Annotated in this window: 21 protein-coding genes; 2 read left to right on the forward strand and 19 right to left on the reverse strand. The window is 62.4% G+C overall.

Annotated features, from left to right (window positions below; all coding sequences use genetic code 11):
• Window positions 1-203 precede the first annotated feature (203 nt).
• The gene (locus AB7Z56_RS27690) at window positions 204-1670 is read right to left on the reverse strand and encodes an amidase (RefSeq protein ID WP_063986461.1); all 1467 of its coding nucleotides are present in this window, start codon (window positions 1668-1670) and stop codon (window positions 204-206) included.
• A gap of 135 nt (window positions 1671-1805) precedes the next feature.
• Here AB7Z56_RS27690 and AB7Z56_RS27695 point away from each other — a divergent pair, with 135 nt between their 5' ends.
• Window positions 1806-2762, forward strand: a complete 957-nt coding sequence (locus AB7Z56_RS27695) for a LysR family transcriptional regulator (RefSeq protein WP_028152372.1) — start codon at window positions 1806-1808, stop codon at window positions 2760-2762.
• A gap of 218 nt (window positions 2763-2980) precedes the next feature.
• On the opposite strand, the gene AB7Z56_RS27700 is transcribed toward AB7Z56_RS27695, so the two are convergent.
• The 10 genes from AB7Z56_RS27700 to AB7Z56_RS27745 form a co-directional block, all read right to left on the reverse strand.
• The gene (locus AB7Z56_RS27700; RefSeq protein WP_063984041.1) at window positions 2981-3472 is read right to left on the reverse strand and encodes a GlcG/HbpS family heme-binding protein; all 492 of its coding nucleotides are present in this window, start codon (window positions 3470-3472) and stop codon (window positions 2981-2983) included.
• The gene (locus tag AB7Z56_RS27705; RefSeq protein ID WP_063984042.1) at window positions 3469-4656 is read right to left on the reverse strand and encodes an amidase; all 1188 of its coding nucleotides are present in this window, start codon (window positions 4654-4656) and stop codon (window positions 3469-3471) included. Before AB7Z56_RS27705 ends, AB7Z56_RS27700 begins: the two co-directional genes overlap by 4 nt.
• A gap of 54 nt (window positions 4657-4710) precedes the next feature.
• Window positions 4711-6324, reverse strand: a complete 1614-nt coding sequence (locus tag AB7Z56_RS27710; RefSeq protein ID WP_063984043.1) for an ABC transporter substrate-binding protein — start codon at window positions 6322-6324, stop codon at window positions 4711-4713.
• A 44-nt stretch (window positions 6325-6368) separates the two neighbouring features.
• Window positions 6369-7823 carry an amidase gene (locus tag AB7Z56_RS27715; protein WP_063986462.1) on the reverse strand — a complete coding sequence of 485 codons (1455 nt, stop codon included), beginning with the start codon at window positions 7821-7823 and terminating at the stop codon, window positions 6369-6371.
• Window positions 7813-8805, reverse strand: coding sequence for an ABC transporter ATP-binding protein (locus tag AB7Z56_RS27720; protein ID WP_441256577.1), 993 nt, complete (start codon window positions 8803-8805; stop codon window positions 7813-7815). Before AB7Z56_RS27720 ends, AB7Z56_RS27715 begins: the two co-directional genes overlap by 11 nt.
• On the reverse strand, window positions 8802-9764 hold the full coding sequence (locus AB7Z56_RS27725) for an ABC transporter ATP-binding protein (RefSeq protein WP_441256578.1): 963 nt from the start codon (window positions 9762-9764) through the stop codon (window positions 8802-8804). Before AB7Z56_RS27725 ends, AB7Z56_RS27720 begins: the two co-directional genes overlap by 4 nt.
• Complete coding sequence (locus AB7Z56_RS27730) at window positions 9764-10615, reverse strand: ABC transporter permease (RefSeq protein WP_028152375.1); 852 nt, start codon at window positions 10613-10615, stop codon at window positions 9764-9766. Before AB7Z56_RS27730 ends, AB7Z56_RS27725 begins: the two co-directional genes overlap by 1 nt.
• Before the next feature lie 3 nt (window positions 10616-10618).
• Entirely contained in the window at window positions 10619-11635 is a 1017-nt protein-coding gene (locus tag AB7Z56_RS27735) for an ABC transporter permease (protein WP_063984046.1), read from the reverse strand.
• Window positions 11636-11936: 301 nt separating this feature from the next.
• Window positions 11937-12512: a cupin domain-containing protein gene (locus AB7Z56_RS27740; RefSeq protein WP_162137008.1), complete on the reverse strand. Its 576-nt coding sequence runs from the start codon at window positions 12510-12512 to the stop codon at window positions 11937-11939.
• A 484-nt stretch (window positions 12513-12996) separates the two neighbouring features.
• Window positions 12997-14136: a metallophosphoesterase gene (locus AB7Z56_RS27745; RefSeq protein ID WP_441256846.1), complete on the reverse strand. Its 1140-nt coding sequence runs from the start codon at window positions 14134-14136 to the stop codon at window positions 12997-12999.
• A 378-nt stretch (window positions 14137-14514) separates the two neighbouring features.
• On the opposite strand from AB7Z56_RS27745, the gene AB7Z56_RS27750 reads away from it, so the two are divergent.
• Entirely contained in the window at window positions 14515-15414 is a 900-nt protein-coding gene (locus tag AB7Z56_RS27750) for a LysR substrate-binding domain-containing protein (RefSeq protein ID WP_085404912.1), read from the forward strand.
• Window positions 15415-15416: 2 nt separating this feature from the next.
• Here AB7Z56_RS27750 and AB7Z56_RS27755 read toward each other — a convergent pair whose 3' ends face one another.
• The 8 genes from AB7Z56_RS27755 to AB7Z56_RS27790 form a co-directional block, all read right to left on the reverse strand.
• Window positions 15417-16907 carry an amidase gene (locus tag AB7Z56_RS27755; protein WP_085404949.1) on the reverse strand — a complete coding sequence of 497 codons (1491 nt, stop codon included), beginning with the start codon at window positions 16905-16907 and terminating at the stop codon, window positions 15417-15419.
• A 16-nt stretch (window positions 16908-16923) separates the two neighbouring features.
• Window positions 16924-17721: an FAD binding domain-containing protein gene (locus AB7Z56_RS27760; RefSeq protein WP_085404913.1), complete on the reverse strand. Its 798-nt coding sequence runs from the start codon at window positions 17719-17721 to the stop codon at window positions 16924-16926.
• 11 nt (window positions 17722-17732) lie between these two features.
• Window positions 17733-20120, reverse strand: coding sequence for a xanthine dehydrogenase family protein molybdopterin-binding subunit (locus AB7Z56_RS27765; protein ID WP_441256579.1), 2388 nt, complete (start codon window positions 20118-20120; stop codon window positions 17733-17735).
• A gap of 2 nt (window positions 20121-20122) precedes the next feature.
• Window positions 20123-20614 carry a (2Fe-2S)-binding protein gene (locus AB7Z56_RS27770; protein WP_187387739.1) on the reverse strand — a complete coding sequence of 164 codons (492 nt, stop codon included), beginning with the start codon at window positions 20612-20614 and terminating at the stop codon, window positions 20123-20125.
• A 22-nt stretch (window positions 20615-20636) separates the two neighbouring features.
• Window positions 20637-21743: an ABC transporter ATP-binding protein gene (locus tag AB7Z56_RS27775; protein ID WP_063984052.1), complete on the reverse strand. Its 1107-nt coding sequence runs from the start codon at window positions 21741-21743 to the stop codon at window positions 20637-20639.
• A gap of 8 nt (window positions 21744-21751) precedes the next feature.
• Complete coding sequence (locus AB7Z56_RS27780; RefSeq protein ID WP_063984053.1) at window positions 21752-22642, reverse strand: ABC transporter permease; 891 nt, start codon at window positions 22640-22642, stop codon at window positions 21752-21754.
• Entirely contained in the window at window positions 22639-23529 is an 891-nt protein-coding gene (locus AB7Z56_RS27785; protein ID WP_441256580.1) for an ABC transporter permease, read from the reverse strand. Before AB7Z56_RS27785 ends, AB7Z56_RS27780 begins: the two co-directional genes overlap by 4 nt.
• A 75-nt stretch (window positions 23530-23604) precedes the next feature.
• Window positions 23605-24954, reverse strand: coding sequence for an ABC transporter substrate-binding protein (locus tag AB7Z56_RS27790; protein WP_063984055.1), 1350 nt, complete (start codon window positions 24952-24954; stop codon window positions 23605-23607).
• Between the last annotated feature and the right edge of the window lie 811 nt (window positions 24955-25765).

Consider the following 25765-nt stretch of genomic DNA (forward strand, 5'->3'; position numbering starts at 1 on the left):
CACTCCGAGAGCTTCCATCGACCTCAGCGGGCAACGAAAACCATGAGCCAAGAACTGTACCAGCGACGTCGCAAGTCACGCTCATCGTCTGGCCCCGGTCGCTCGATCCATTCAAGCGAGACTTCCGACTTCGCCAAAGAACAATAGATGGTCGCACATCCGAGCGCCCCCTGATGAACGTCAGTACGTTCTCGTTCCGGTCGCTATTCGCTGCGCGTCGCTCCGACGCCGTCCATCCTCTTTCGTGATCGCTTAGTCAGATCGACCATCCTGAAGTGCTCGGGTGACACCAGTTCGTAAGCCCGCGCCGTGGCGAGTACGCCTGAGTCATTTCCTCGTGCGCCAACAAATTGCAGTCCAATTGGAGCTCCAGAAGCCGTCATTCCGCAAGGAACTACGCACGCAGGCTGCTGGCTCAGATTGATGGGAAAGCTGAAGGATGCCCACTCGGTCCAATGGCTAAGGCCACTACCTTCTGGCACATCTCGCCCGGCTGCGAACGGAGGAATGGCGGCGGCTGGAGAGACCAACACATTGTAACTCTCGAGCAACTCGTCCATGAAGGCGCCGAATTCGGCGCGAAGCACTTGGGCAGCCACCAGGGTAGCAGCGTTGTACTCCCGGCCTTTCGCGGCGGCCAACAGGAAGCCGGCATCGTATACTTCGGAGGCAACTTCGCCCGCTGAGACGAGCCGATTGGCGGCCCCCGAAAACCAGTGGATATGGAACAGCTCAAGAAGATCAATGGAAGGCAATTCGACCGGCTCGACGATCGCTCCCCACTCCTCCATTCGCCGAACCGCAGCCGCCACACTCAATTCCACTTCCCTGTCGACGTGTCCTACAGGGGGAGTTGACCAGTATCCGATCCGCATCCCCGTAAAGTCCGCCTGCCGCTTCCCCAATCTTGGTAATTTGCCTGCGCCCTGCGCCCAGTCGCGCAAGTCGCGCCCAGACATCGCCTCAAGCATGGCTTCAGCATCGCCAACGCTTCGTGCCATCGGACCGATGTGCGCCACTGTTCCAAAAGCGCTGGGAGGATGAGCGGGCACACGTCCGAATGACGGCTTATGTCCGACTATGCCGTTGAACGACGCCGGAATGCGTATCGAGCCACCGCCATCGCTACCCAAATGAAGGCTGCCCGCTCCGACAGCTGCGGCTACCGCTGCTCCTCCGGAGGATCCTCCTGCCGTCATCGAAGGATCCCAGGCGTTGCGCGTCACGCCAAAGAGAGGAGAGTCGGTAACCGCCTTCCAGCCGAATTCCGGCGTTGTTGTCTGCCCGATGAAGATCGCGCCTGAGCGGCGCAGCCTCTCGACCGACGGCGCATCCCTTTCACACGGCGAAGCTGTCGTCGTGCGGCTGCCGCACCGAACCGACCACCCCTCGACCCAGACGATGTCCTTAATCGTTGTCGGGACGCCATCGAGGTCTGACAAGGGTGCGCCGGACCTCCAGCGAGCTTCGGACCGACGCGCCTCATTCCTAGCCCGATCCCGGTCGATAAACGTGAACGCGTTCAGCTCCCCGTTGACTGCCTCAGCTCTCTCCAAAGCGGCTTCGGTCACCTCAATCGGTGACAATGTCCCCTTCTTATAGGCGGAAAGCACCTGGGCTGCATTCAGCCCACATATGTCGGTCCCATCAGGCGGACTGAAGACGTCCATAGACACTGCTTTTCCCTCTCTCACAGTCAGGAGCGGTCAAACTCGGCTCCGTCCGGCGAGCATTAGGAATTTACGAGCTGGTCATAAAATGCATAATTTGTAGAAAGACCATCGATCAACTGTAGGGAACGCCTTGTGGATCTTACGATTCGGCAAATTCGATACGTAAGCGAAGTCGCCAGGCTTGGCAGCATGCACGCAGCATCGGTGAGTTTGCGGATCTCGCAATCGTCGATCCTTGCGGCGATTGAACTTGCTGAAACCGAAATGGGCGCTCGAATCTTTGAGAGGCGTCCCTCACGCGGGGTCAGAGTAACCCCGGCGGGAGAACGCTTTATCTGCGCAGCCCGCTCGATGCTGACCGCCGATGCAGAATTCAAAAGAACGATAGCTCGCTTGGGAGGACTGAGCACGCCGGCAATCCGTATTGGCTGCTTCAATCCTTTCGGCGCACTTTTCATTCCCGACACACTGAAGCGCTACATCGAGCGCGTTGGGCCGGTTGAGATTTCTGTGCTCGAGGGAGACCAGTTGCAGTTGCGAGAATGGTTCGCAAACGGAGCGGTCGACCTGGTCGTAACTTATGATATCGGACCGCACTTCAAAGAGAACACAACACGCGTCTGTAAAGTACCTGCGCATGCGCTAATTTCGCGATCCGACCAACTCGCGCGTCAGCCGGCCGTATCTATCGCAGAATTGGCAACTCGGCCTTTGGTTCTGTTGGATTTGCCACAGACCGCGCTGTATCTCCTTACATTGTTCGATGTGCTGGCAACTCAACCAACGATCGGCTTCCGCACGCGCAACTACGAGACTATCAGGACCTCTGTTGCGTGCGGGTTTGGAGTTTCTGTGCTCAACATGCCCCCACTGGGCCACGCTTCCCCGGACGGCACTGAGCTTATCCGGCTGCCGATAACTGACGATCTGCCCGCACCCACGCTCGTCATCGCCGACGTTTACGGATCGAATAAGCCCGAATACGTGCGAGTCCTCATCGACGTTATCCGTGAGTTCTTTCGAGATCTCGGCCCGCACGGATTCGCTATCGCAACTTTGAAGAATGAAGAAACGCTTTTCGACGTTTAGCCAACGTCCCTTTTGGCGCACTTGGCTACAGACCGACAACTACCCCATGCGAGCGGGAGCACACCTCACTCACGCCCCTCAACCAAGGGGCAAGTTTAGCGATCCATCCCGGCCCGCTCTTGACCCAGTGCAGACATTGCTCCACCGAGCCTAGCAATCACTTTTGGCTCTCTTCCGCCCCTTGGCCTATGTCGTCGTGCGCAGACCGACCGCTGGCTTCAAATCCTCGGCTGAAGCGTCGCCCCCCTGATGATCCCGGTGTCTTCCGCGCCCATCGGCGTGAAATCGACGCACATGTCTGCTCCCGGGATCGCGGCCGCACCGGCCCGGGCGACAGCGAGATCCTGTGTGCCTGATCCGGAGCCCGCCGCCACTGCGCCAAGGATGAACCCATCGACGCGGATCGGGAGACCACCGATCAGATTGGTCCAGCGATTTTCATGCGCGAGAGTGACCTGGATTTCCACGTCCGCGTGAGCGCTGCCGGTCGGCGAGCCAGACAGTGCCGACGTCCGTGCCTTGTTGATGGACGAGGTCACGCTAAGTCCCTTCGAGCCGTCCATGCGCCCGAACGCCAGCAGATTGCCGCCGGTATCGACCACTGCGATGCACATCGGCTGTCCAATGCGGGTCGCCTCGCCGATTGCCGCGTTGAGCACCTTAAGCGCGCCTTCGAGGGTCAGCGTCCGTGCTTCCTTGATGTCGGTCATGCCAGTCCAATCGAGAATTCCCGCGCCAGGGTGCGCGCTGCTGCGACCAATGCCGCATCGCCGCCGCGCCAGCCAATGAGGGACAGCCCGACCGGAATAGAGCCGGATGTAGCGACGGGCAGGCTGACCTGTGGAAGGCCCGTCAAGCCCGCGATACCGGTCAGGTCGACAATCCGCTGTACCGCCGCGCGAATGTCCGACAGGCGCGCGTCGCGGCCTATCGGCAGAATGGGCGAGGTCGGCAGGCACAGCATGCGGCGCCCCTCGAGCAAATCGTTGAGCCGCTTCGATACGCACTCGCGGAAAGCCTTGGCGGCCGAGAGGTCACTCGATTCAATGCGGCCTTCGTCGGCAAACGCGCCGGCTACCTCCGACGAGAAGCGCGGGTTCACGCGATCGATCCAATCCCGAAACGTGGCGTGGAATTCACACTTCTGCAGGATGCGCTGGTGGCGCGCCCAGTCGAGGAGCGCGCCTTCGGCCAATGGCGACGCGGTGATCGCCACTGCATCGCGCATCCGATCAACAACCGGCTGCAAGGCGCGCCTTACCGGCTCGTCGGCGATGGCAAAACAGTCGGCCGCAACGACGATCTCGCTGGGCAAGACATCGGGCGCCTGCTCTCCGAGTAGCACCGCGCCGACCCGGCCGAAAGTCAGGGCATCGCGAGTGAAATAGCCAACGGTATCGAATGATGGCGCCTGGGGCATCATGCCGGCGATGGAGATACGACCATGAGTCGGACGCAGGCCGTAAATTCCGCAGAAACTCGCGGGGATGCGCACTGAGCCGCCGGAGTCGGTACCCAAGGCAAAATCAGCCAGGCCGCCGGCAACAGCGGACGCGGAGCCGCTCGACGAGCCGCCCGGTACACGGTCCGGCGCGCGCGGGTTCAGCGGCGTGCCGTAAAACTTGTTGATGCCAAGCAGCCCGAGCGAGATCTCGTCGGTGATGGTCTTGCCCGTCAGCGAGGCGCCGGCGCCCAGCAGAGCGTCGACGGCCCAGGCGTCGGCCTTTGCGATCTCGTGGGTGGCAGCCCAGTCCGGATTGCCGCAGCCGGTCACGCCGCCTGCAACATCGAACAGGTCCTTGACCGCGAAGCTCAAGCCCGAAAGTGGCCCTGAGCCGTGCGGCGCCCGTTGGATGATGGGGCCTGGAACGAAAGCGCCGAGCGTGTCTTGCACGGTGTTTCCCCGATGAATGGCAAGCGCCCCCGTTCGAGCGCGCTTGCCGTCCTCTCATTCCTTGTAGAGTTTGCGGAAATCCGGATGCGTGTGAAACCAGTACTCAAAACCCTTGACGTTCTTCTGCACCGCATAGTCGGCAAACCGCGTGTAGAGCGGGATGCGAGGCAAGTCGGTCATGACGATGTCGACCATCTTGTTCAGGCTTGTCTTGTAGATCTCGGGATCGCGGGTGAAGCGCGCCTGGTCAATCACCTTGTCGAGGTCGGGATTGACGTAGTTGGCAGTGTTGAACACGGAGTTGTTGCCGCCGTGGAAGGTCCAGAAGAAGAAATAGTCGGGGTAATCGAGCCAGCCATAGAATTCGGCGATGACCATCGGCATCGTCTTGCTGGCCATCTGGGCAAACCAGTTCGAGCCCGGGACCTTCTCGATCGTGAGTTCGATGCCGATCGTCTTGAGCGCCTCCTGGATCAAGATGGCAGTCGGCTCGCGCACGGTGGATTCGCTGAGATCGATCGACAGCGTGGTCTTGAAGCCGTGGGGGAACCCGGCCTCGGTCAACAGCTGCTTGGCCTTCGCAAGATCCTGGCCATGCTTGATCGGAACGGGCCACGTCGCGTCGGGATAGGGTTTGTCAGGGTCACCACCGAACATCGGCTTGGCGCGGTTATAGAGCGCGGAGCTGACGATCTCCTTGTAGGGGATGGCGTAGGAGATCGCTTCGCGCACCTTGGGATTGTCGAACGGTGCGATCTTCACATTCATATCGACGAACACGAGGTCGTTCTGCACCGGCACGCCGATGATCGTCACCTTCCCCTGCTCTGCCAGTTCGGCATAGTCCTTCGGCGGAAGGCCGACCGACATATCGACGTCGCCCTTCTCCAGCAGCGCGCGACGCGTACCGGCCGAGGCGATCTGCCGATAGACGACGCGCTTGAGTTGGGGCAGCGGGCCGGACTTCCAGGCGTCGAAGCGGGTAAAAACAGTCTGCTGGCCGGGCGACCAGGACTCCACCTTGTAGGCACCGCCGCCGCAATCGTTGCGTGACACCCACTCGAACGCCCACGGGTCTTGCGCTGTCGCGTGCTTCTTGGCCAGCTCGGAATTGACGATGACGGGCACCGGCACGACGAGGTCAGGCATCGTCAGCTTGTTGAACTGATCGAACGTCGCCTTGAAGGTGTGATCGTCGACCACCGTGAACTGTTCGGGCTTGACCAGGGATCCCGCCGCCATTTGCACCGCCGGAAAGCCGCCGGCGGCGATGGCGCGATCGAACGACCATTTGACGTCCTTGGCGGTGACCGGGCTGCCATCGTGGAACGTCGCGCCCTTCCGCAGATGGAAAATGTAGGTCTTGCCGTCCTCGCTGGCTTCCCAGCTCTCGGCCAGCTCTGGCGTCATGACCTTGGCGTCGTAAGATACCGTGCCGTCGGCCAGCTTTTTCTCGCCGTGGCTGACGAGCCGGTCGTAGGCCTGCCACACCACCATGCGGCTGTGATCGTTGGCGGTCGGCACCATCGTGTCGAGACCGTTGGGGCCCATTTCGGACACGATCACCATCGTGTCCTTGGCAATTTCGGCCGCGCGCGCGGAAGCGCCGGGCCAGACAACGGACGCTGTGAGCAGCGCCGCTGTAGCGAGACTACGATCGAACTTCATATCGCGCGTCCTTTCTGGATTTCGGTTGAAAAGTCGAGGCAGCGTCAGAGGCCGAGATCGCCCAGCAGTTTCGGCCATTTGTGAGCCCACGGACGCGCTTGTTCGAAGGCGCCGGAGGCGGCGAGCACGGTACGATCCGCCAGATGGCGACCGATGATTTGCATGCCGACAGGCAAACCGGTTTTGGTGAAGCCGGCGGGAATGGTCGCTGCTGGCTGGCCGGTCAAATTGCAGATGAAGGTGAAGCAGAGCCAATCGCCGGTAGAGACCATCTTCTCTTCGATGATCTCGGGCCCCTGCATGTAGAGCGGGAATGCCGGTACCGCGAGCGTCGGCGTGATCAGGAGGTCGTAGTTGGCCATGAACCGCCACATGCGGTTGCAGACCATCTGCCGGATCATCTTGGCGTCAGTGAATTCTTCGGCCGTCCATTGCCGCTGCAACAAGCCGACAAGGTGCGGCGACATTTCCTTTTCATGCCCCTTCATCATGCGGCGCATGCCGGCGAGGTCGGTGTCACCGGCGACGATGGTCCAGAAATGCGGAAACGGATCTTCCCATCCCGGATTGGCGCGCTCGACCGTGCAGCCGAGATCGGTCTCGAACACGCGCACCGCTTCAGACACGACGCGGCGGACTTCCGGGTCGACCGGCGCATAGCCCCAGTCTTCGCTATAGGCGATGCGAAGGCCCTTGATGCTCTCCTTCACGGCGCCGACATAGTCGAAGTCGGCGGCCGGGATGGAATAGCGATCGCGCGGATCGGGTCCGGTGATCACCTTCAGCATCAGCGCCGAGTCGGTCACGGTGCGGCTCATCGGGCCGACGTGCTCGAGCGATTCCCAGCTCGAGACGCCGGGATAGCGTTCATCCCGGCAACCCGGGTAGAGCGGCACCCGCCCCATCGAGGCTTTGATTCCGTACAGGCCGCAAAGCGCGGACGGAATGCGGATCGATCCGCCGCCATCGGAGCCAATTGCGAAAGGCGCAACGCCCGCCGCGACCGAAGCTCCAGAGCCGGCGCTCGATCCGCCGGATGTCATGTCGAGATTCCAGGGATTGCGCGTCGCCGGAAACACCGGGTTGTGGCCGACGCCGCTGTAGCCGAATTCCGGCACGTTGGTCTTGCCGATGATGACTGCGCCGGCGTCCTTCAGCCGCTCGACGACAATGTCGTCCTCATCCGGCACGAAGTCCCGGTAGAGCGGAGAACCCATCACCGTCAGGATGTCCTTGGTGGCGACGAGATCCTTGATTCCGATCGGTACGCCCGCCAGCAGGCCGGGATCCTTGCCGGCTGCGATCTTGGCGTCGACTGCCGCGGCCGCGGCGCGCGCCACATCGGGCGTCGGTGTGCAGAAGGCATGGATGTGCGGTTCGAGCTTCTCCATGCGGCGCAGAACGGCTTCGGTGACCTCGGCGGCGGATAGCTCTTTGTTCCTGACCTTAGCCGCGACGGTCGCGGCGTCCATGCGGCAGATCTGATTGTCAGCGCTCATCGGTTCCTCCATCGGGTGAAAGAGCGAAGTGGCAGGCGGCGAAATGGTCCGGGCCAACCGCGCGAAGCGGCGGCATGGCCTTGGTGCAGATGTCGGCCCCTTTGGGACAGCGGCCGTAGAAGCGGCAGACGTTGGGGTCCGGATCGATCGGGCTGCTCGGACTGCCGTCGAGTCGGGGCCGCGCTTCACCGCGCCGTGCCGGATCCGGGATCGCGGCGACCAGCGCCTGCGCATAGGGGTGACGGGGTGAAGTGAAGAGCGTCTCGGCCGGTGCGATCTCGACGATCTTGCCGAGATACATCACGACCACGCGCGAACAGAGAAGCCGCACCACGTTGAGATCGTGCGACACGAACAAGTAGCTCATCGCCAGTCGCGCGCGCAGGTCGGCGAGCAGCCGCAAGATCACGGCTTGCACCGACACGTCGAGCGCCGAGGTCGGCTCGTCGAGGATCAGCAGCGACGGCTCGACCGCAACGGCGCGCGCGATGCCCACCCGTGCGCGCTGGCCGCCCGACAATTGATGCGGGTAGCGCTGCAGCAGTTCTTCTGGCAGTCCAACCAGCGCGGCGGTGGCGCGAACGCGGCTGTCCAGCTCGGCACCGTTATTCATGCCGAGTAGCCGTTTCAAGGGATCGGCGATCGCCTGGAAAGCGCGGAACGATGGATTCAGGCTTTCGGTCGCGTCCTGGAACACCACCTGAACACGCCGCCGGCTTGCCGAGGACGCGAACTTCGCCTGCGCAATCGCGGTGAGATCCTCACCGCCGAGCAGGATCTGGCCCGCCGTGGGATCGATCAGCCGGCCAAGCAGGCGAACCATGGTGGATTTGCCGCAGCCGGATTCGCCGACCAGGCCGACGCTTTCACCGGTGCCGATCGTCAGATCCACATCGTCGACCGCGTGGAGCCGGGCGCCGCGCGACGCCCGCTTGATCGGGTATAATTTGGACAGCGACCTGACTTCGAGCAGCGGCGTCATGACAGGGGAAACCGGCAGCGCACGACATGCGCGGGCGACAATTCGGTCCAGGGCAGCTCCGCCTCGTCGCAGATTAGCTGCCGCCGCTCGCAGCGTCCGCTGAAGCGGCACGGCGGCAACGCGCCGCGCAGATCGGGCAAATGGCCGGGAATGGAGTTGAGGTCGTCGAGACGCGATTCCGGGACGGGCGTGGCGGCGAGCAACTGGCGTGTATAGGGATGGGCCGGATGATCGAGCAGCGCCTCGGTCGACGCGATCTCGACGATGTGCCCGGCATGCATGACGGCGATCCGGTCGCAATATTCGCCGGCGAGCCCGAGATCGTGAGTGATCAGCAACGTCGACATCCGCGTCGAGCGGCTCATGTCCCTGATCAGGTCCATGATCACCGCCTGAGTTGTCACATCGAGCCCCGTCGTGGGCTCGTCCGCGATCAGGACCGACGGTGTGCAGGCCAGCGCCATGGCGATCATCACGCGCTGGCACATGCCGCCCGAGAGCTCGAACGGATAGGCTTCCGCCCGGCGTTCGGGATCGGGAATGCGAACTCGCGCCAGTGCTGCGATTGCCGCTTTCCTGAGATCACGACTCGGCAACCCGGCATGCTCCTGCAGCACGTCCTCGATCTGCTTGCCGACCTTACGGATCGGATTGAGCGCTGTGCGGGGGCTCTGGAAGATCATCGCCATCTCGCGTCCGCGCAATTCGCGCATCGCTTCCGGGCGCGCCGCCAGAAGATCGATGCCGCCCATCGTGATGTTGCCTTTGGTGATCTGCGCCGCCTCATCGTTGAGGCCCATGACGGTGTAGGCCGTGACCGACTTTCCGGATCCACTTTCACCGACCACGCCGACGATCTCACCGCGGCCGACCGACAAGCTCACGTCGTCCAGCGCCCGCACCACGCCGTAACGGGTGCGAAACTCCACTGACAGATTGTCGATCTCGAGCTGCGCCATTACACGCGTTTCCTCGGATCGAGCAGATCGCGCAGTCCGTCGCCCAGCATGTTGAAGGAGAACACCGCGAGCACGAGAGCGGCGCCCGGGAACATGAAGGCCCACCACTCGCCGGAAATGATGTAGCTGGCGCCTTCCGAGACCATGATGCCCCATTCCGGCGTCGGTGGTCGGACTCCGAGCCCGATGAAGGACAGGCCGGCGGCATTGAGGATCGCCCATCCCATGTTGAGCGAAGCCTGCACCATCATCGGCGGTAGAACGTTCGGGACGATATGGTTGAGCAGGACGCGCAGCGAGCCGTTGCCGCCCATGCGCGCCGCCTCGACATAGCCGAGCTCGCGCCGCACGTTCACCTCGGCGCGCGCGAAGCGGCAATAGAACGGCAGATTGATGATCATTGTGGCGATGATGATGTTGGCGACGCTGTTCCCGAGCGCCACCACGATGCCCATGGCGAGCACAAACAGCGGGAACGCCATGATGGTGTCCATGGCGCGGCCGATGATGCGGTCAGTCCAGCCGCCGAAATAGCCGGCGAGCGAGCCGAGCGCCAGGCCAACCACGAACGACAGCGCCACCGCCGAGACTGCCATCCCGAGGTCGAGGCGCGTCGCGACGATGACACGGCTGAGGATGTCGCGTCCGAGCGCGTCGGTCCCGAACGGATGCAGGGTGCTGGGCCGCGCCAGTTTGGTGGTGGCGGAGGTGACCAGCGGATCGTACGGCGCGATGTAAGGTCCGAAAATCGCGCACAGCGCCAGCAGCACCAGGATGATCACAGCCATCAGCGTCAGGCGGTTTTCGCCAAAGGCATAACCTGTGTTGCGGGCGAGCGTGACTATACTCATCGCTCAGCCCTCGAACCGAACGCGGGGATCGACCAGCGTCGCGAAAATGTCGACGGCGAGATTAAGCAGCACGTAAAGCACCGCCATCATCAAGACGAAGCCCTGAACCGCTGCGTAATCGGACGCGATGACGGCCGAGACCGCGTAGGCGCCGACACCCTGCCAGCCGAACACCTGTTCGATCAGGACGTTGGACCCGAGCAGGAAGGAGAACACCATACCGAGCACGCTGCTGACCGGCAGCAGCACGTTGCGGAATGCGTAGGTCATCAGGATCTTGCGCACCGGCAAGCCGCTGGCGCGCGCAGTACGGATGAAGTCGCTGCCGAGCGCCTCCAGCATGGCCGCGCGCGTGATGCGCGCGATCGGCGCCAGCGCGAACAGGCCGAGCGATATCGCGGGCAGGATCAGCTGAGACAACGACGCGCGGAGCACCGGCCAATCGCCCGCGATGAGTGCGTCGATGGTGTAGGCCCCGGTGACGTGCGGTGGCGGCGAGAAGGCGATCTCGTTCAGGCGGCCGAGCGGCTGCGGCGCCCAGCCGAGCAGGAAATAGAAGATGTAGACGAACAGCAGCCCGACGAAGAACGTTGGGAAAGCGGCGCTCACGGTGACCAGCGCACGGCAGGCGTGATCGACGCTTCCGTTGATGCGGGTCGCGGCCCACACCCCCATCGGGATGGCGATGCTGATCGCGAACAAAAGCGCAAAGGACGACAATTCCAGCGATGCAGGCAGCCGCTCGAGCAGATCGGTCAACACCGGCTGTCCCGTGGTGAGCGAACGGCCGAGGTTGCCCTGCGCGAGGTCACCGACATAGTGCACGAACTGCACTGGAAGCGGGCGATCGAGGCCCAGCGTGGCGCGGATGTTCTCGATCGATGCGGCGTTCGCGGCGGGGCCGGCGAAATACGCCGCCGGGTCACCCGGCAGGGCGTGGGAGATGAAAAAGGTCAGGACGACGACGCCGATCAGACTCGGGATGGTGCCTAGCAAACGTTTCCAAACGAAAGCCATCAGCGGTTCGCCTGCCGTTATTCGCCGGTGCGACGGCCATGCCGGAGCGCATCAACGTGGTCGGGCCCCATCGACATCGGATACAGCCAGGGGCAGTTGGCATGCATCACAGTCATGTCTGGGTTTAAGCAAGCGTTATGCCAGCTCGTCTTTCGGAACCTTTGGGTGCGAGAGCCAGCGGATCAGCGCGTTTTACTGTGAAGCAGGCTCGCGCGGGCGCAGGAAATGAAGTGGCTTTGAAGCACCCTGCTACAGTTTTCGCCACATGCATGAAATTCATGCACCGTGAGCCTGATCGCTCGGCTCAGTGAACCTGGGGGGTATTGACCCAGACGATCCGCGCTTCGTCCGGCCCGACGTTGCGATAGCTGTTGGTCAGATACGCCTTGAAGAAAAAGGAATCGCCTGAAGTCATCAGATAGGTGGTGTCGTCGATGGTGAGCTCGATGGTTCCGGACACGAGATAGCCGACGGCTTCGCCCTGATGGGTAATCAGATCGATCTTCTCGCCTCCCGAGGCCACCACGTGAACATTGGCTTCGAGCAGATTTCCGGCGGCTACCGGCACCAGGCGCTCATACACGACGCCCGTGCCACCGCGCAGCGCATCAACAGGCACCTTGAGCCGATCCTCGGGCTTCTGCACCAGCTTGTAGTCGTCGATCCGCAGGCCAAAGAACGAGGCCATGTCGCGGTCGAGCGCGTCGACCATCTTAGCGAGCATCGGCAGCGACGGCATGACCTTCCCGGCCTCGATCTTGGAGATCATGCTCTCGTCGCATCCGACGACCTGCGCCAGGTCTCGCATTCGCAGCCCCTTGGACAAGCGGGCACGCCGGATACGCGGACCAATATTCAAGGTGTTGTTTTCAGAGCTCACGCAACATTTTCCAGCCAGTTGGACGGGAAGTGTATGCATCATAATCACATGATTTACCAGCATGCTGGGGCGAAGTTGGGCGAACCGAACTCTTCGCCCGCCTACGGGCGAGGCCCGCCCCCGACCTGACAAGCGAGAGCCGTTGGCTTCTACCGTCCAGGCGACCTTGGGTCTCGCCAATTTCAACCGCTTGGCCTCAAGGGACTGCCCGTCAAGACAAGGGCCCGCGAGCCAAGTTAAACAGGCCGGGTGAGCGAGCGGTAACTTGCTGGGTCGACTTGTGGCCCGAACGCGAAGCCCGGACGGGCTCTGAAATCGCCCGGTGGTCGCGGCAGATCGGACGGGACCGGCGGCGATTAGGACAGCGCCCGTTGACCCGAAGCGGACGACACGCCAATACGCCGACTGACATCTGCCTCCACCTAGCGATCAACGCATAACCAGCGAACCAAGATAGCCAGCTGCGGCACAGGCTACGAGCAGATCAGTCAGCATTGCCTGACTTGCACCTTACCCGGCGGAGCGTGATCCGCGTCAATTCGGATGGTCGACCGAGCCGTAACGCGAAGCCTGGCCATAGGGCCGTGCCGTTATTCACGTAGAGCGTCATCCCGTCCACGTCGTATTGACCCGAGACGTAACCCGCGTTGGCGCGCGCGGCCAACCTGTCGAGCCCTAGAATCAGTCCTCCGTGCGTATGTCCGGACAGTTGCAGAGCCACGCCAAGCGCCGCGGCGTTTCGTGCGTCACCTGGCTGGTGGTCGAGCAGAATGAGAGGAGCACCTTCTGGAGCGCCTTCAAGGACCGCAGCGAGATCGCGGTCGGGATGTCCTCTATGGCGCGACGCCCGGTCGGTGATGCCAGCGAGGACCAACTTACCGCCATTGCGCTCGAGAACGATGTGCCTGTTCTCGAGCGAGAGCAGTCCCAACGCGGCGAAGTGCGCCATCCATGTGCTGTAGCCGAAAATGTATTCGTGATTCCCGGAGATCACGTAGACGCCGTCGGGCGCCCTCAAGTCCCGCAACGGCTCGATGTCGGCGCGTCGCGCTTCGAGCGTGCCATCGATCAGATCTCCCGTGATGGCGATTAAGTCCACGCCGAGCTTGTTTGATCGCTCGACAACAGCGCGCGCCCATGATGCTGGAAAGAGGCGGCTGATGTGAAGATCAGTGAGTTGCAGAATGGTGTAACCGTCGAATTGCCGCGGAAGTCCGGAGACGCGGACTTCGACGTCCTTCAGCGGCGGAATCCTCATTGCCTGATGGACGCCGGTCGCAGCCGCAATCGATGCTAACCCGGCCAACCCGTAGCGGACAACGTCGGGGGCACTCAGGGGGCCGCCGTGGATCAGCAACCCTAATAGAAGTCCGGCATCGAGCATCACTTGAAGCAGCGCCAGCAGAACGAGCGTGCCGAAAGCCCAGTTGAAGATAGCGACAACCGGTCGCGGGAATTCCGGAGAGAACACAGAGCCTGACGAGAGCTTGCTCCACCGGTGAAACTGCAATGCGACCAATGCAAGCGCTGCCATTGCGAACTTGATCGAGAGCGGCAACTGCAGCGGCCAGATGAAGCGGGTCAGGATAAGGAGATAGACCAGGCCGAATAAGAATTGAGAAATGAGTTTGCTCCGGATTTGATCGGTGCGGCATTCTTACACAGAACCAGCGCGACAGCGGCGCCCCATAACCGGTTCTTCAGTTTCCGAAGGTTGTGGCGAGCATCGTTGGTCTTTCCGGAAATTTCTTCGTGGCGCATCCCCACTCTGGGGTCCATTTTGCCAAGCCGCACTCCGGATTTCAGAGGCACCTTAGCAGAGTGCCCCGCTCGCTTAGTGAGAAAAAACCTACATGTTAACAACATCTTACAGCATTTTTTCAAAAGCACAGGGGTATTCCACCCTGCCCGGCTGTTCGTTTTCTCTGGTTCGGCTGATCGCAATTGCCTGTAGCTACGCTTGCATGGAAATTGCATAAATTCTGGGCGACATGGACGCCGCATGAACCTCATCAGTCTCGACATCCGCATGCTCCGGTCGCTGATCTCGGTGGTCGAGACCGGCAGCATCACTGAGACCGCGCGACGGCTGGGCCGCACCCAACCGGCGATCACCCTGCAATTGCAGCGGCTGGAGGAGCTCACCGGCAAGCAGTTGTTCGAGCATGGCGGCCGCAGGCTGACGTTGACCGATGACGGCAGCACGGTTCTCACTTACGCCAGATCCATCCTGAGGCTGCATGACGAACTGATTTCGCAACTTGCGTCACAGGAAATCGAGGGCCATGTCGTGCTTGGCACGCCGGATCTCTACGCCGCCTTCATGCTCCCCTCGATCCTCAGCGTGTTCCGAAAATCCTTTCCTCGCGTGCAGGTCCAGCTCAACTGCGCGCTCTCGACGCCACTGGTCGGTCTCGTCAAGCGCGGCGATGTCGACATCGCGCTGGTCACACGGATGAATGATTTCACCGGGGGCCAGGTGGTGCGGCGCGAGCAGTTGGTTTGGATGACCGGTGATCAATCCGCCGCGCACCAGGAGCGCCCGATTCCGCTCGCGCTCTTGCCGCCTGGCAACATCTATCGCGACTATGCCATCGATACGCTAGAGCGCGCGAATCTGCGCTGGCGCATCGCCTGCGTCAGCGAAAGCGTCGGCGGCCTGCAGGCCGCCGCGTTCGCCGGCATGGCCGTCACCGTGCTCGGCCGCAGCGCGCTGGTGCCGACGATGCGCCAGATCGGTCCCAACGAGGGCCTGCCGCCGCTGCCGAAGATCGAGCTGCTGCTCTACAAATCGAGCGGCGCGACTTCGAAAGCCGCGACCGCACTGCACGACTACCTGGCGCACTATCTGCGCCTCGACGAAGAGCTCAACGGCCGCGGGGTACCGATCGAGTTGTCCTAGCACTACGCCTTCGCGCGCGTTCGCCCTATCTCGTTGAGCGCCAGCGACGGCCAAAACTTTGCCCAGGGCTGCGCCTGCTCGAACGCCGCAGCGATGCGGAAGATCGTGGGCTCGTCGAGCCAGGGCGCGACGATTTGAAGACCAATCGGCAGGCCATCCCGGTCAAAACCGCAAGGCAAAGTCGCGGCCGGAAGGCCAGCGAGGTTGATTGGCCAGGTGAAGGGCGACCAGCCGAGATGCGGATCAACCTGGTTACCGTCGATCTTGCCGACGCCGATCTTGCCGGCTTCGAACGCGGTCACCGCAACCGTTGGCGTCACTAGCGCATCGACCCGCTCAAACAGCTTTAGGAATGCATTGCGCGCCTGGCCGCGCCGATAGCTAGCTTCGATATAGTCCGTGCCACTGTAGTGGCGGCCGGCGGTAACGACGTCGCGATAATCGGCTTCCGAGCTGGCCAAATCAGCCGTGGTCTTCGTCGCAACCGCCGCCGCCTGCTCGGTGAAGGCGATCGGCTTCAGCGTGTGTTCCAAAATGCCGGCATCGAGGCCCGGACCATCGATAGTGACCTGTGCACCGCAGGCATCGAGAACGGCGATCGCCTTGTTGAACGCTGCGCGCACATCGGTGCTGACCGCGGCGTAGCCGAGATCGGCGCTGGCGCCGATACGAACGCCATTCAACGGAACAGCGTTGGTGTCGAAGCGACGGGATGGCACGGGCAGACTTGCGGCATCGCGCATGTCGTAGCCGGCGATAATTTCCAGCGTGAGCGCGGCATCCGCGACCGTCCGCGTGATCGGTCCGGTGTGCGCGAGCGAGGCCCAGGATGGCGGCGAGAAACCGGGCGAGCGCGGCACGAGGCCAAAGGTCGGCTTCAGCCCGAACACGCCGCAGAAGGATGATGGAACACGGATCGATCCGACGCCGTCGGTGCCGATCGCGATCGGGCCGCAGCCCGCGGCAACGCCCGCGGCCGCGCCGCCGCTCGAGCCGCCGCTGGTGCGACCGGGATTCCAGGGATTTCGCGTGGTACCCGTGACCGGACTGTCGGCCGTCAGCTTGTAGCCGGACTCGCAAGTCGTAGTCTTGCAGGTGATGATCGCGCCCGATGCCTTCAGCGCCGACACCACCGCGGCATCCACGTCGGGCACGAACGTCTTGTTCATCGGCGAGCCGGCATAGGCTGGCACGCCCGCAACAAAGACGAGGTCTTTAATGGTGACCGGTACGCCGGCGAGTGGCCCCTTGGCCTCGCCCGCGCGCATCTCCTTGGTGACGCGGTCGGCTTCCGCCCTCGCCTGCCCGTACATCGGCGTCACCACCGCATTGCAAGCCTCATGCGTCGCTTCGAGCGCAGCTATCGTATCGTCCACGACATCACGCGGAGTAAACGTCTTGCGCCGATAGCCGGCCATGATCTCGGTTGCAGAAAGCGCGCCAAGGCCAGTCGGCGCTGGCGGGAAGGCCGTTCGGCCGGAACCATCAGTCATCATCAACCCTAAAAAGCTAGCTGAGCGCCGCGTCGACGGCACGTTTGGCCATGACCGTGACGAGATGCGCACGGTAGTCGGCTTCGGCATGGATGTCGGAGGTGAGGCCGTCGGTGTCGACCTTGATCGCCGCGATCGCGGACGGATCGAACTTTTGCGACAGCGCTTCCTCCATCGGCGGCACGCGGAACACACCCGACCCTGCTCCAGTCACAGCCACGCGAACGCCGTCGGAAAATTTAGCGACGAACACGCCAACCAGCGCATAGCGCGACGCCGGCGCCTTGAATTTTGCATAACCTGCCTTGAGCGGCACTGGAAGGCGGATCGCAGTGATGATCTCGCCCGGTTCGAGCGCGGTCTCGAACAGGCCGAGGAAGAAATCGTCAGCCGCGATGTCGCGCGTGCTGGTGACGATGGTCGCGCCGAGGCCGAGCACGCCGGCGGGATAATCGGCAGCCGGATCGTTGTTCGCGACCGAACCGCCGATGGTGCCGCGGCTGCGTACCGCAGGATCGCCGATCATCGCGGCCAGCGCCGCAAGCCCGGGGATCTTTGCCTGCACCAGTCTCGAGGCAGCCACAACGGCGTGCGGCGTCATCGCGCCGATCGTGACGGTGGCGCCGTCATCGTTGATGCCCTTGAGAGATCCGAGCTTCGACAGGTCGACCAGCGCGACGGGACTGGCCAGCCGCTGTTTCAGGGTCGGAATCAGTGTCATCCCGCCAGCTACGAGCTTGCTGTCCTCAATCGAGGTCAGCAATCGTGCCGCGTCGGGAATCTCGGCCGGCTGGTGATAGGCAAACGATTTCATTGTTGTTCTCCCTATTCCGCCGCGACCGGCAGCGACGCATTTTGCAGCAGGCGCCAGATCCGGTTCGGCGTCGCCGGCATGTCGACATGGGTCACACCCAGATGCGACAGCGCATCGACCACCGCGTTGATGACGGCTGCCGGCGAGCCGATGGTCCCGACTTCGCCGCAGCCCTTCACACCCATCGGCGTGTGCGTGCAGAGCGTGGAGTGGGTCGCAACCTTCATCATCGGCATGTGGTCGGCCCGTGGCATGCAATAATCCATTAGCGAACCAGACAGGAGCTGGCCTGAGCCCTCGTCATAGACCGCGCTCTCGAACAGCGCCTGACCGACACCCTGGACGATGCCGCCGTGCAACTGGCCTTCGACGATCATCGGATTGATCACCGTGCCGACGTCATCCACGGCCGTGTAGTTGACCAGTGTCACCGTGCCAGTTTCCGGATCGACCTCGACCTCGGCGATGTGGCAGCCGCCGGGATAGGTGAAGTTGACGGGATCGTAGTAGGCCTGCTCCTCTAGCCCTGGTTCCAGCACTTCCAGCGGATAATTATGCGGCACATAGGCAGCGCCCGCGATCTCCTCGAACGACTTGATGCGGTCCGTACCCGCGACTGAGAAGTTTCCGGCCTCGAACTGGATATCGACTTCGGAAGCCTCGAGCAGATGCGCCGCGATCTTCTTGCCTTTCGCGACCACCTTGTCGGTTGCCTTTGACAGCGCGGCGCCGCCGACCACCAGCGAACGCGAACCGTAGGTGCCCATGCCGAACTGCACGCGATCGGTATCCCCGAACACGATATCGACATTCTCAAAGGACACGCCGAGCTTTTCCGAGACGATCTGCGCGAACGTCGTCTCATGGCCCTGGCCGTGATTGTGCGTGCCGATCATGACCGTCACCTGGCCCGTTGGATGCACGCGCACCGTGGCGCTCTCATAGAGGCCACCGCGCGCGCCGAGCCGTCCCGCAAAACGCGACGGCGCGAGGCCGCAGGCCTCAACATAGGTCGAGTAGCCGAGCCCGCGGAATTTTCCCTTGCTGGCCGAGGCCGCCTTACGGATGCCGAAATTCTTCGCGTCGGCCGCGATCAGCGCGCCGTCGAGGCACCCCATCGGATCGCCGGAATCGTACTGCACCAGCACCGGCGTCTGGTACGGATAGGCCTCTTTCGGAATCATGTTACGGCGGCGGATCTCAACGCGGTCGATGCCCATCTCGCTGGCTGCGACATCTACGATGCGTTCCAGCACGAACGTCGCCTCGGGTCGGCCCGCGCCGCGATAGGCGTCGACCGGCACGGTGTTGGTGAACACCACCTTCACATTGCAGTAGATCGCGGGCGTGGTGTAGACACCGCCGAGCAAGGGCCCATAAAGATTGGTCGGGATGTTCGGCCCGAACGTCGAGAGATAGCCGCCCATATTGGCAAGCGTGTTGACGCGGAACGCCAGGAATTTGCCGGTCTCGTCGAGCGCGAGTTCGGCCTCGGTGACGTGATCGCGGCCGTGACGATCGGAAACGTAGCCCTCCGAGCGGCTCGCGACCCATTTGATCGGCCGCATCACCCGCTTGGCGGCCCAGGTGATGACGGCCTCTTCGCCGTAGTGGAACTGCTTGACACCAAAACCGCCGCCAACATCCGGAGCGACCACGCGCAGCTTGTGCTGGGGAATGTTCAGGACCAGAGCGCCCATCAGGAAGCGCACGACATGGGGGAACTGGCTGGTGGTCCACAACGTGAAGCGGTCGGTGCCCGGCTCATACTCGGCTATCGCGGCACGCGGCTCCATCGGGTTGCCGATCAGGCGGTTGTTGACCAGGCTCAGCTTTGCAACATGCGCGGCCTTGCGGAAGGCGGTCTCGACCGCGGCCTTGTCGCCGAGCTCCCAGTCGCAGCAGATGTTGTTCGGCACATCATCAAACAGTTGGGGTGCGCCCGGCCGGACCGCCTCGAGCACGCCCACTACGGACGGCAGGACCTCGTAGTCGACGGTCAATAGTTCCGCTGCCGCATTGGCCTGCTCCGGCGTATCGGCGATAACGAAGGCGACCATGTCGCCGACGAAGCGCACCTTGCCCTGAGCCAGCATCGGGAACGGCGGCTCCTTCATCGGCACGCCCTTGGCGTCCGAGATGCCCCAACCGCAGGGCAACGAACCCAGTCCGTCAGTCTTGACGTCGTCGCCGGTCAGGACAGCAATGACCCCGGGCGAAGCCAGCGCCGCACTCTTATCGACGCCGCGCAGAATCGCGTGGCCATGCGGAGAGCGCACGAACACGCCCGCGGTCATGCCGGGACGCTTGATGTCGGAGACGTAATTGCCGCGGCCGGTCAGGAACCGCTGGTCCTCCTTGCGCTTCGGTGAGGCGCCAATGCCAATCACATTGCCCATGGTCACTCTCCCTTGGCAGCGTTCATGGCGGCAGCGCCGGCCATCACTGAGACGACGATGTTCTGGTATCCGGTGCAACGGCAGATATTGCCCTCGAGGCCGTGGCGGACGTCCGCCTCCGTCAGCGTTGGCTTCTCAGTGGCGAGCGCCACCGCCGTCATCAGCATACCGGGCGTGCAGAATCCGCACTGGAGGCCGTGATGTTCGCGAAACGCCTCCTGCATCGGATGCATCCGATTCGAGCCGGGTTCACTCCTCAGCCCTTCGATCGTCAGCAGCGTCGCGCCGTCGAGCGCAGGCGCGAGCAGCGTGCAACTCTTCACCGGGAGGCCGTCGAGATGCACCACGCAGGCCCCGCACTGGCTGGTGTCACAACCGATATGCGTGCCGGTCAGATTGAGCTGCTCGCGCAGCAGCTCGGCGACGAGCGTCGCCGGTTCGACGTCAACGGTGGTTGGCCGGTCGTTGAGAGTGAAGGATATCTGCACGGTCATACTCCTGTGCGCGATGGGGTCTTCAGGCTAGTGGAAGTGCGCTGCCGGTGGCCCATGTGGCCATGACGACATCGCCGACGGTGAACGGATCTGCGAAGAAGGTCTTTTCCGGCACATAAGCCACGAACTCGTCGTCCGGCACGGTGTCGAGCATGACCTTGACGAAATAGCCCTGATATTCGATCGCGAGCACGCGGCTTGGCAGCGACGTGCTGCAGCCGGGCGGCAACTCCCGGCCCGGCCTGACCAGCGCGACGTCGTCACGGCGCACAGCGATATCAACCTTGTCGCCCACGGAGACAGTCGAGCGCGCCTGGAGTGGCACTTCGATTCCTGAAGGCGCGGCCTGTGCGAGTGTAAAGCTTGCACCGTTGACCTTCTCCACCCGCCCCGACAGCACATTCTGACCGCCCATGAATTCGGCGACATAACGGTCGTGCGGGTGGGCGTATACGTCGCGCGCGGCCCCCGCCTGCTTGATCTTGCCCTGCTCCATCACCACCACGAGATCGGCGAGCGCAATCGCTTCGAGCTGGGTGTGGGTGACATGGATGAAGGTGATGCCGAGCTCTCGCTGCATCCGCCTGAGCTCTTGGCGCATCTGTACGCGTAGCTGCTCGTCGAGCGCGGAGAGCGGCTCGTCGAGCAGCAGCACGCGCGGCTCTGTGATCGCCGCGCGCGCCAGCGCCACACGCTGCTGCTGACCGCCAGAAAGTTGCGCCGGCAGGCGGTCAGCGAATTGCGTCAGCCGGACCTTCTCGATCATGACGTCGGCGGCGCGCAGGCGATCGGTCTTCGACATCCCGCGCACGCGCAACGCAAAGGCTATGTTGTCGCGCACGGTGAGATGCGGGAACAGCGCGTAGGACTGGAACATCATCGCCGTGCGCCGCTGGGCCGGCGCAAGCCCCACGACGTTCTGGCCACCGATCACGATCTCGCCCGCGGTCGGGTCCTCATGGCCCGCAATCATGCGCAGAATCGTGGTCTTGCCGCAGCCTGAGGGGCCGATGAAGCAGCAATAGGCTCCGTCGGCGATCTTGAGGTTGACGCCGTCGACCACGTAGGTCGCTCCGTCAAAACTCTTGCCGACGCCAGCCAGTTCGATATCACCGCGATCGCTCTTCATATTCCAGCTCAGCCCTTTGCGCTGCTGCCGCGCCTCTTCTGGATCAGCACGATGCTGCCCAGGCTCGCGCCAATGACGATGAATGAGACGATGGTCGTCACCGTGCCGAGCGCGTAGAGCGAGGGCGAGGTGACATTCAGCGTCATGCTCCAGATTTCCAGCGGCAGCGTGTTCAGCGAGCCCGCCGTCTGGAGGCTGCGCGCGAACTCGTCGTAGGAGAGCGTAAAGCCGAACAGCGCCACCGCGACGATGCCGGGCACCAGCACCGGGATCATCACCAGCCAGATCGACTGCCAGCGACTGGCGCCGAGATCGTAGGCCGCTTCCTCCCAGACGTGATTGAAGCGCGACATCACCGCGAACATCACGAGCACGCCGAACGGCAGCGTCCAGGACAGCTGCGCGCCGAGCGCCGAGGTGTACCAGCTGGCGTTCAGTCCGAGCGCCTGAAACAGCAGGCCGGTGCCAAGACCGAGCACCAGCCCGGGCGCAACAAGGCTACCAATCATCATGTAGAACACGACGGTGTCGCCTCGAAAGCGCTTGCGGAAGCCGAGCCCTGCCAGGAAGGACACCACCACTGTGATCACGGTGACGATGACCGCAAGCTTGATCGAGCGGTCGAATGAGCCCTTGACGTCGCCGGTCCGCACCTGCGTGAAGAGATCGACGAACCAATGCAGCGAGTGGCCCTTCATCGGGAACACGAGGCCGCCGCGGATATCCTGAAACGACAGGACATAAATGCAGAACATCGGCCCGTAGAGCGCGATCACGTAGAACCCGAATAGCGTCGCAAGAACGTAGAAGGTCCAGGGCCGGCCGCCCTTGCTCGGTGCGATCGCCTTCCTCGTCGCGGGCGCGGCCGTTTCGGGCATGTCGGCGAGAGCGGCGCTCATCGCGCGATCTCCTGCCGGATATCAACCGTGCGTAGGATCATCGCGACGATCGCAACCAGCACGAGAGTCAGAAGTACGGCGCTCGCCGCCGCGGTCGGATATTGCAGCACGCCCACGTCCTCGTAGAACGCGCTGACCACCGAGGCCGAACCGCCGCCGGACATCACTTTCACCACGAAGAAGTCGCCCATTACGATCGAGACCACGAAGATGGTGCCGAGCGCGATGCCACTCTTGGACATCGGCACCACGATCAGACGCATGATGTCGAAACGGCTGGCGCCGGCGTCGATCGCGGCCTCGATCAGCCTCTTGTCGATCCGCGCCATGGAGTTGAAGATCGGCACGATCATGAAGATCGTGAGCTGGTGGACATAGGCGATGACCACCGCAAGGTCGGAGAACAGCAACACCTCAAGCGGCTGGCGGATTACGCCTAGCGTCAACAGCGCCTGGTTGATCAGGCCTTCCTTGCCGAGCAGAGGAATCCAGGAAATCATCCGGATGATGTTCGAGGTCCAGAACGGCACCGTGCACAGCAGGAACAGGCCGATAGCAAGCAGCTGGTTACGGACGTGGAAAACCAGAAAATAGGCGACAAAAAAGCCGATGATCAGCGTGAAGATCCAGGTCAGCACCGTGAACTTAATAGTCGCCAGATACAGCTTCAGCGTCAGCGCCGAATGCAGCACATCGACGTAGCTCGCCAGCGTGAAGTCGGGCGTGAGGCCGCCAAAACCGTCAGTGGCGAAGAAGCTCGCCGCCAGTACGACCAAGATCGGCGCCACGAAGAACGGCACGAGCACCAGGACCAGCGGCGACACATAGAGCCAGCCGGCGAGATTGTCGCGTGGCGGAGCTTGAGTTGAAATTGGACTCGGCTGCATATCGGCCTCGAACTCGGTCTTCTCGCACCGGCGCGCGACCGCGCCGATGCTGTCGTCAGGTCGGGAAAGCAGGTTTCAGGCCACCTTGAAATCGTTCCAGCGCTTGTTCATGTACGCGGCCTCGTCCATCAGCGTATTCCAGCACGAGATGTTCTTGACGCGGTCCAGGAACGAGCCGCCGTCACGCTTGGTACCGGTCTTCTCCATCGGCACGCCATAGGGATCGTTGACCACCTCGGGCGCTGGCTGGCCCTCGTACCAGAACGCCCATTCCGCCGGTGTGAGGAACTTTTTCGCGGTCGACGGCACCGGGCTGTAATAGCCGTAACGCGCAACGAAGCCGCCCTGCCAACCCGAGAGATACCAGTTGAGATATTCGTAGGCCGCGTCGAGCTTCTTGCCGGACAAGTGCTTCATCAGGCCCATGCCGTTACACCAGCCGCGATAGCCTTCCTTGCCGTTCTTGACGTTGACCGGCGCGTAGACGCAGGGGATTTCCTTGACGCGCACGGCGGCGACCGCCGGCGACCACATGGACTGGATGACCACCTCACCCGCCGCCATCAACTGCACCGACTGGTCGAAGGTGGTCCAGGTCGCTCGGAACTGGCCCTGCTTCTTCAGCTCGATCAGCTTGTTGCAGGTAAAGTCTATCTCCTCCTTGGTCATGTTGCCCTTGTTGCCGTACTTGATCAGCCCGGCGCTTTCGAAGCAGAGCGCGGCATCCATGATCCCGATCGCGGGAACGTCGAGAATCGCAGCCTTGCCCTTGAACTTCGGATCGATCAGGTCCTTCCACTCGGTTACTTCATGGCCGACAAGGTCGGGCCGATAACCGATGGAATCGGCGTTGTAGACCTGCGGCAGGAAGGTCGCCCATTCCGTGACGCCGTCATGCAGATCAGTGGAGTCGGGCTTGGAGACATACATCGCCTCGTAGGGCGAAATGCCCTGACGCGGGATCTTGTGACCGTCGATCTCGCCCTTGGTGAAGATCGGCAGGATGTTGTCGAACTCCTTGATTTTCTTGACCTCGATGCCCTGGATCACGCTGCGCTTGGCGGCGAGTTTGGCCTGCCAGCCTTCAAGATCGGCGATATCGACCGTATTAGGCTGGCTTATGAAGCGGTTGATGGCAGCGGAGGTATCAAGGTTCTGCATCGTCACCTTGAAGCCGAGATCCTTGGCCGCCTGGTCGCCGATCGCCTTCACCACCGAATAGGAGACGCCGACATGGCGGAGCTCAATGTCCTTGATCTCCTGCGCCCAGATGGTCGGGAATCCGCGGATCGCATCCGAACCCACAGCTGCGCTCGCAACTGCCGCAGCACCCTTCAACATCGTGCGCCGGCTCAGCTTTTTCGAAGACGTCACTTCCGTTCCCGCCGGATCGGAAGTCGATGTCCGCTTATCCCTGTCAAGCATGGCAACCCTCATTGGTTACGATGAACGCCCGCACCGATCGCCATTGACCGGCTGCGATGTGATCAATTGCGCTCAAAGCTATTGACGGGATTTCGCGAAGTAAAATTGGAAGTAAAAATTCGCCGCATAAACGCGGCTAATGGATTTGTCTGCTGCATCAGCTTTTGGCAACGCGCATAAGAAGGCGCCATGGCTTGTATACAGCCCGCCCCCTGATCGCTCAGGTCGCGTTAAGACAGCAGACAGATCGTATAGCGCGTGCGTCGAAGAGCGACCGGACAGCCCCGAGCGCCAGAGGCAGGCTGTACCGGCGCGGCCGGAGCGAAAGTGGAGGATCGCGCCAAGGACACGGTGTTCACAAGGAGCTGACAGGGGCGCGGTTGCTGCCTTCCGGTTCGGGACAATACGGGCGCCGCCCCCGCCTTTAGGAGCAACTTAATGGCTGTTTGCGGCCGGCCCTGCCAGAAGGTGTTTCACACGTCGTTTCCGGCTCACAGACTAATGCGGCTTGGTCGTGAGCTCAGATTTTGCCTCCGACACGTTTCTCCTTCGAACGAGGTACACATCGTTCGACAATGCTCTTTAGCACAAACGTCGCACGCGTAGGTTGGCGCGGACCTTGGCGTCAGGGATCGAAGCCGGAAGGCCGAGACCGGACAGGGCTCGGTTCATATGTGGACGGCCCCCGACTTGCAAGGATTGGCTCGGGCAGCATGCTCGGATCGCTTGCGCTCATATGTCCGGCCTATTATCGGGTCTTGCGACCACTGGCCAAGATGGGCTTCGCGGACAGTGAGCTCCAAACACGAGA

The sequence above is a fragment of the Bradyrhizobium sp. 482_C4_N1_8 genome, from assembly GCF_052075965.1.
GTDB lineage: Bacteria > Pseudomonadota > Alphaproteobacteria > Rhizobiales > Xanthobacteraceae > Bradyrhizobium > Bradyrhizobium barranii.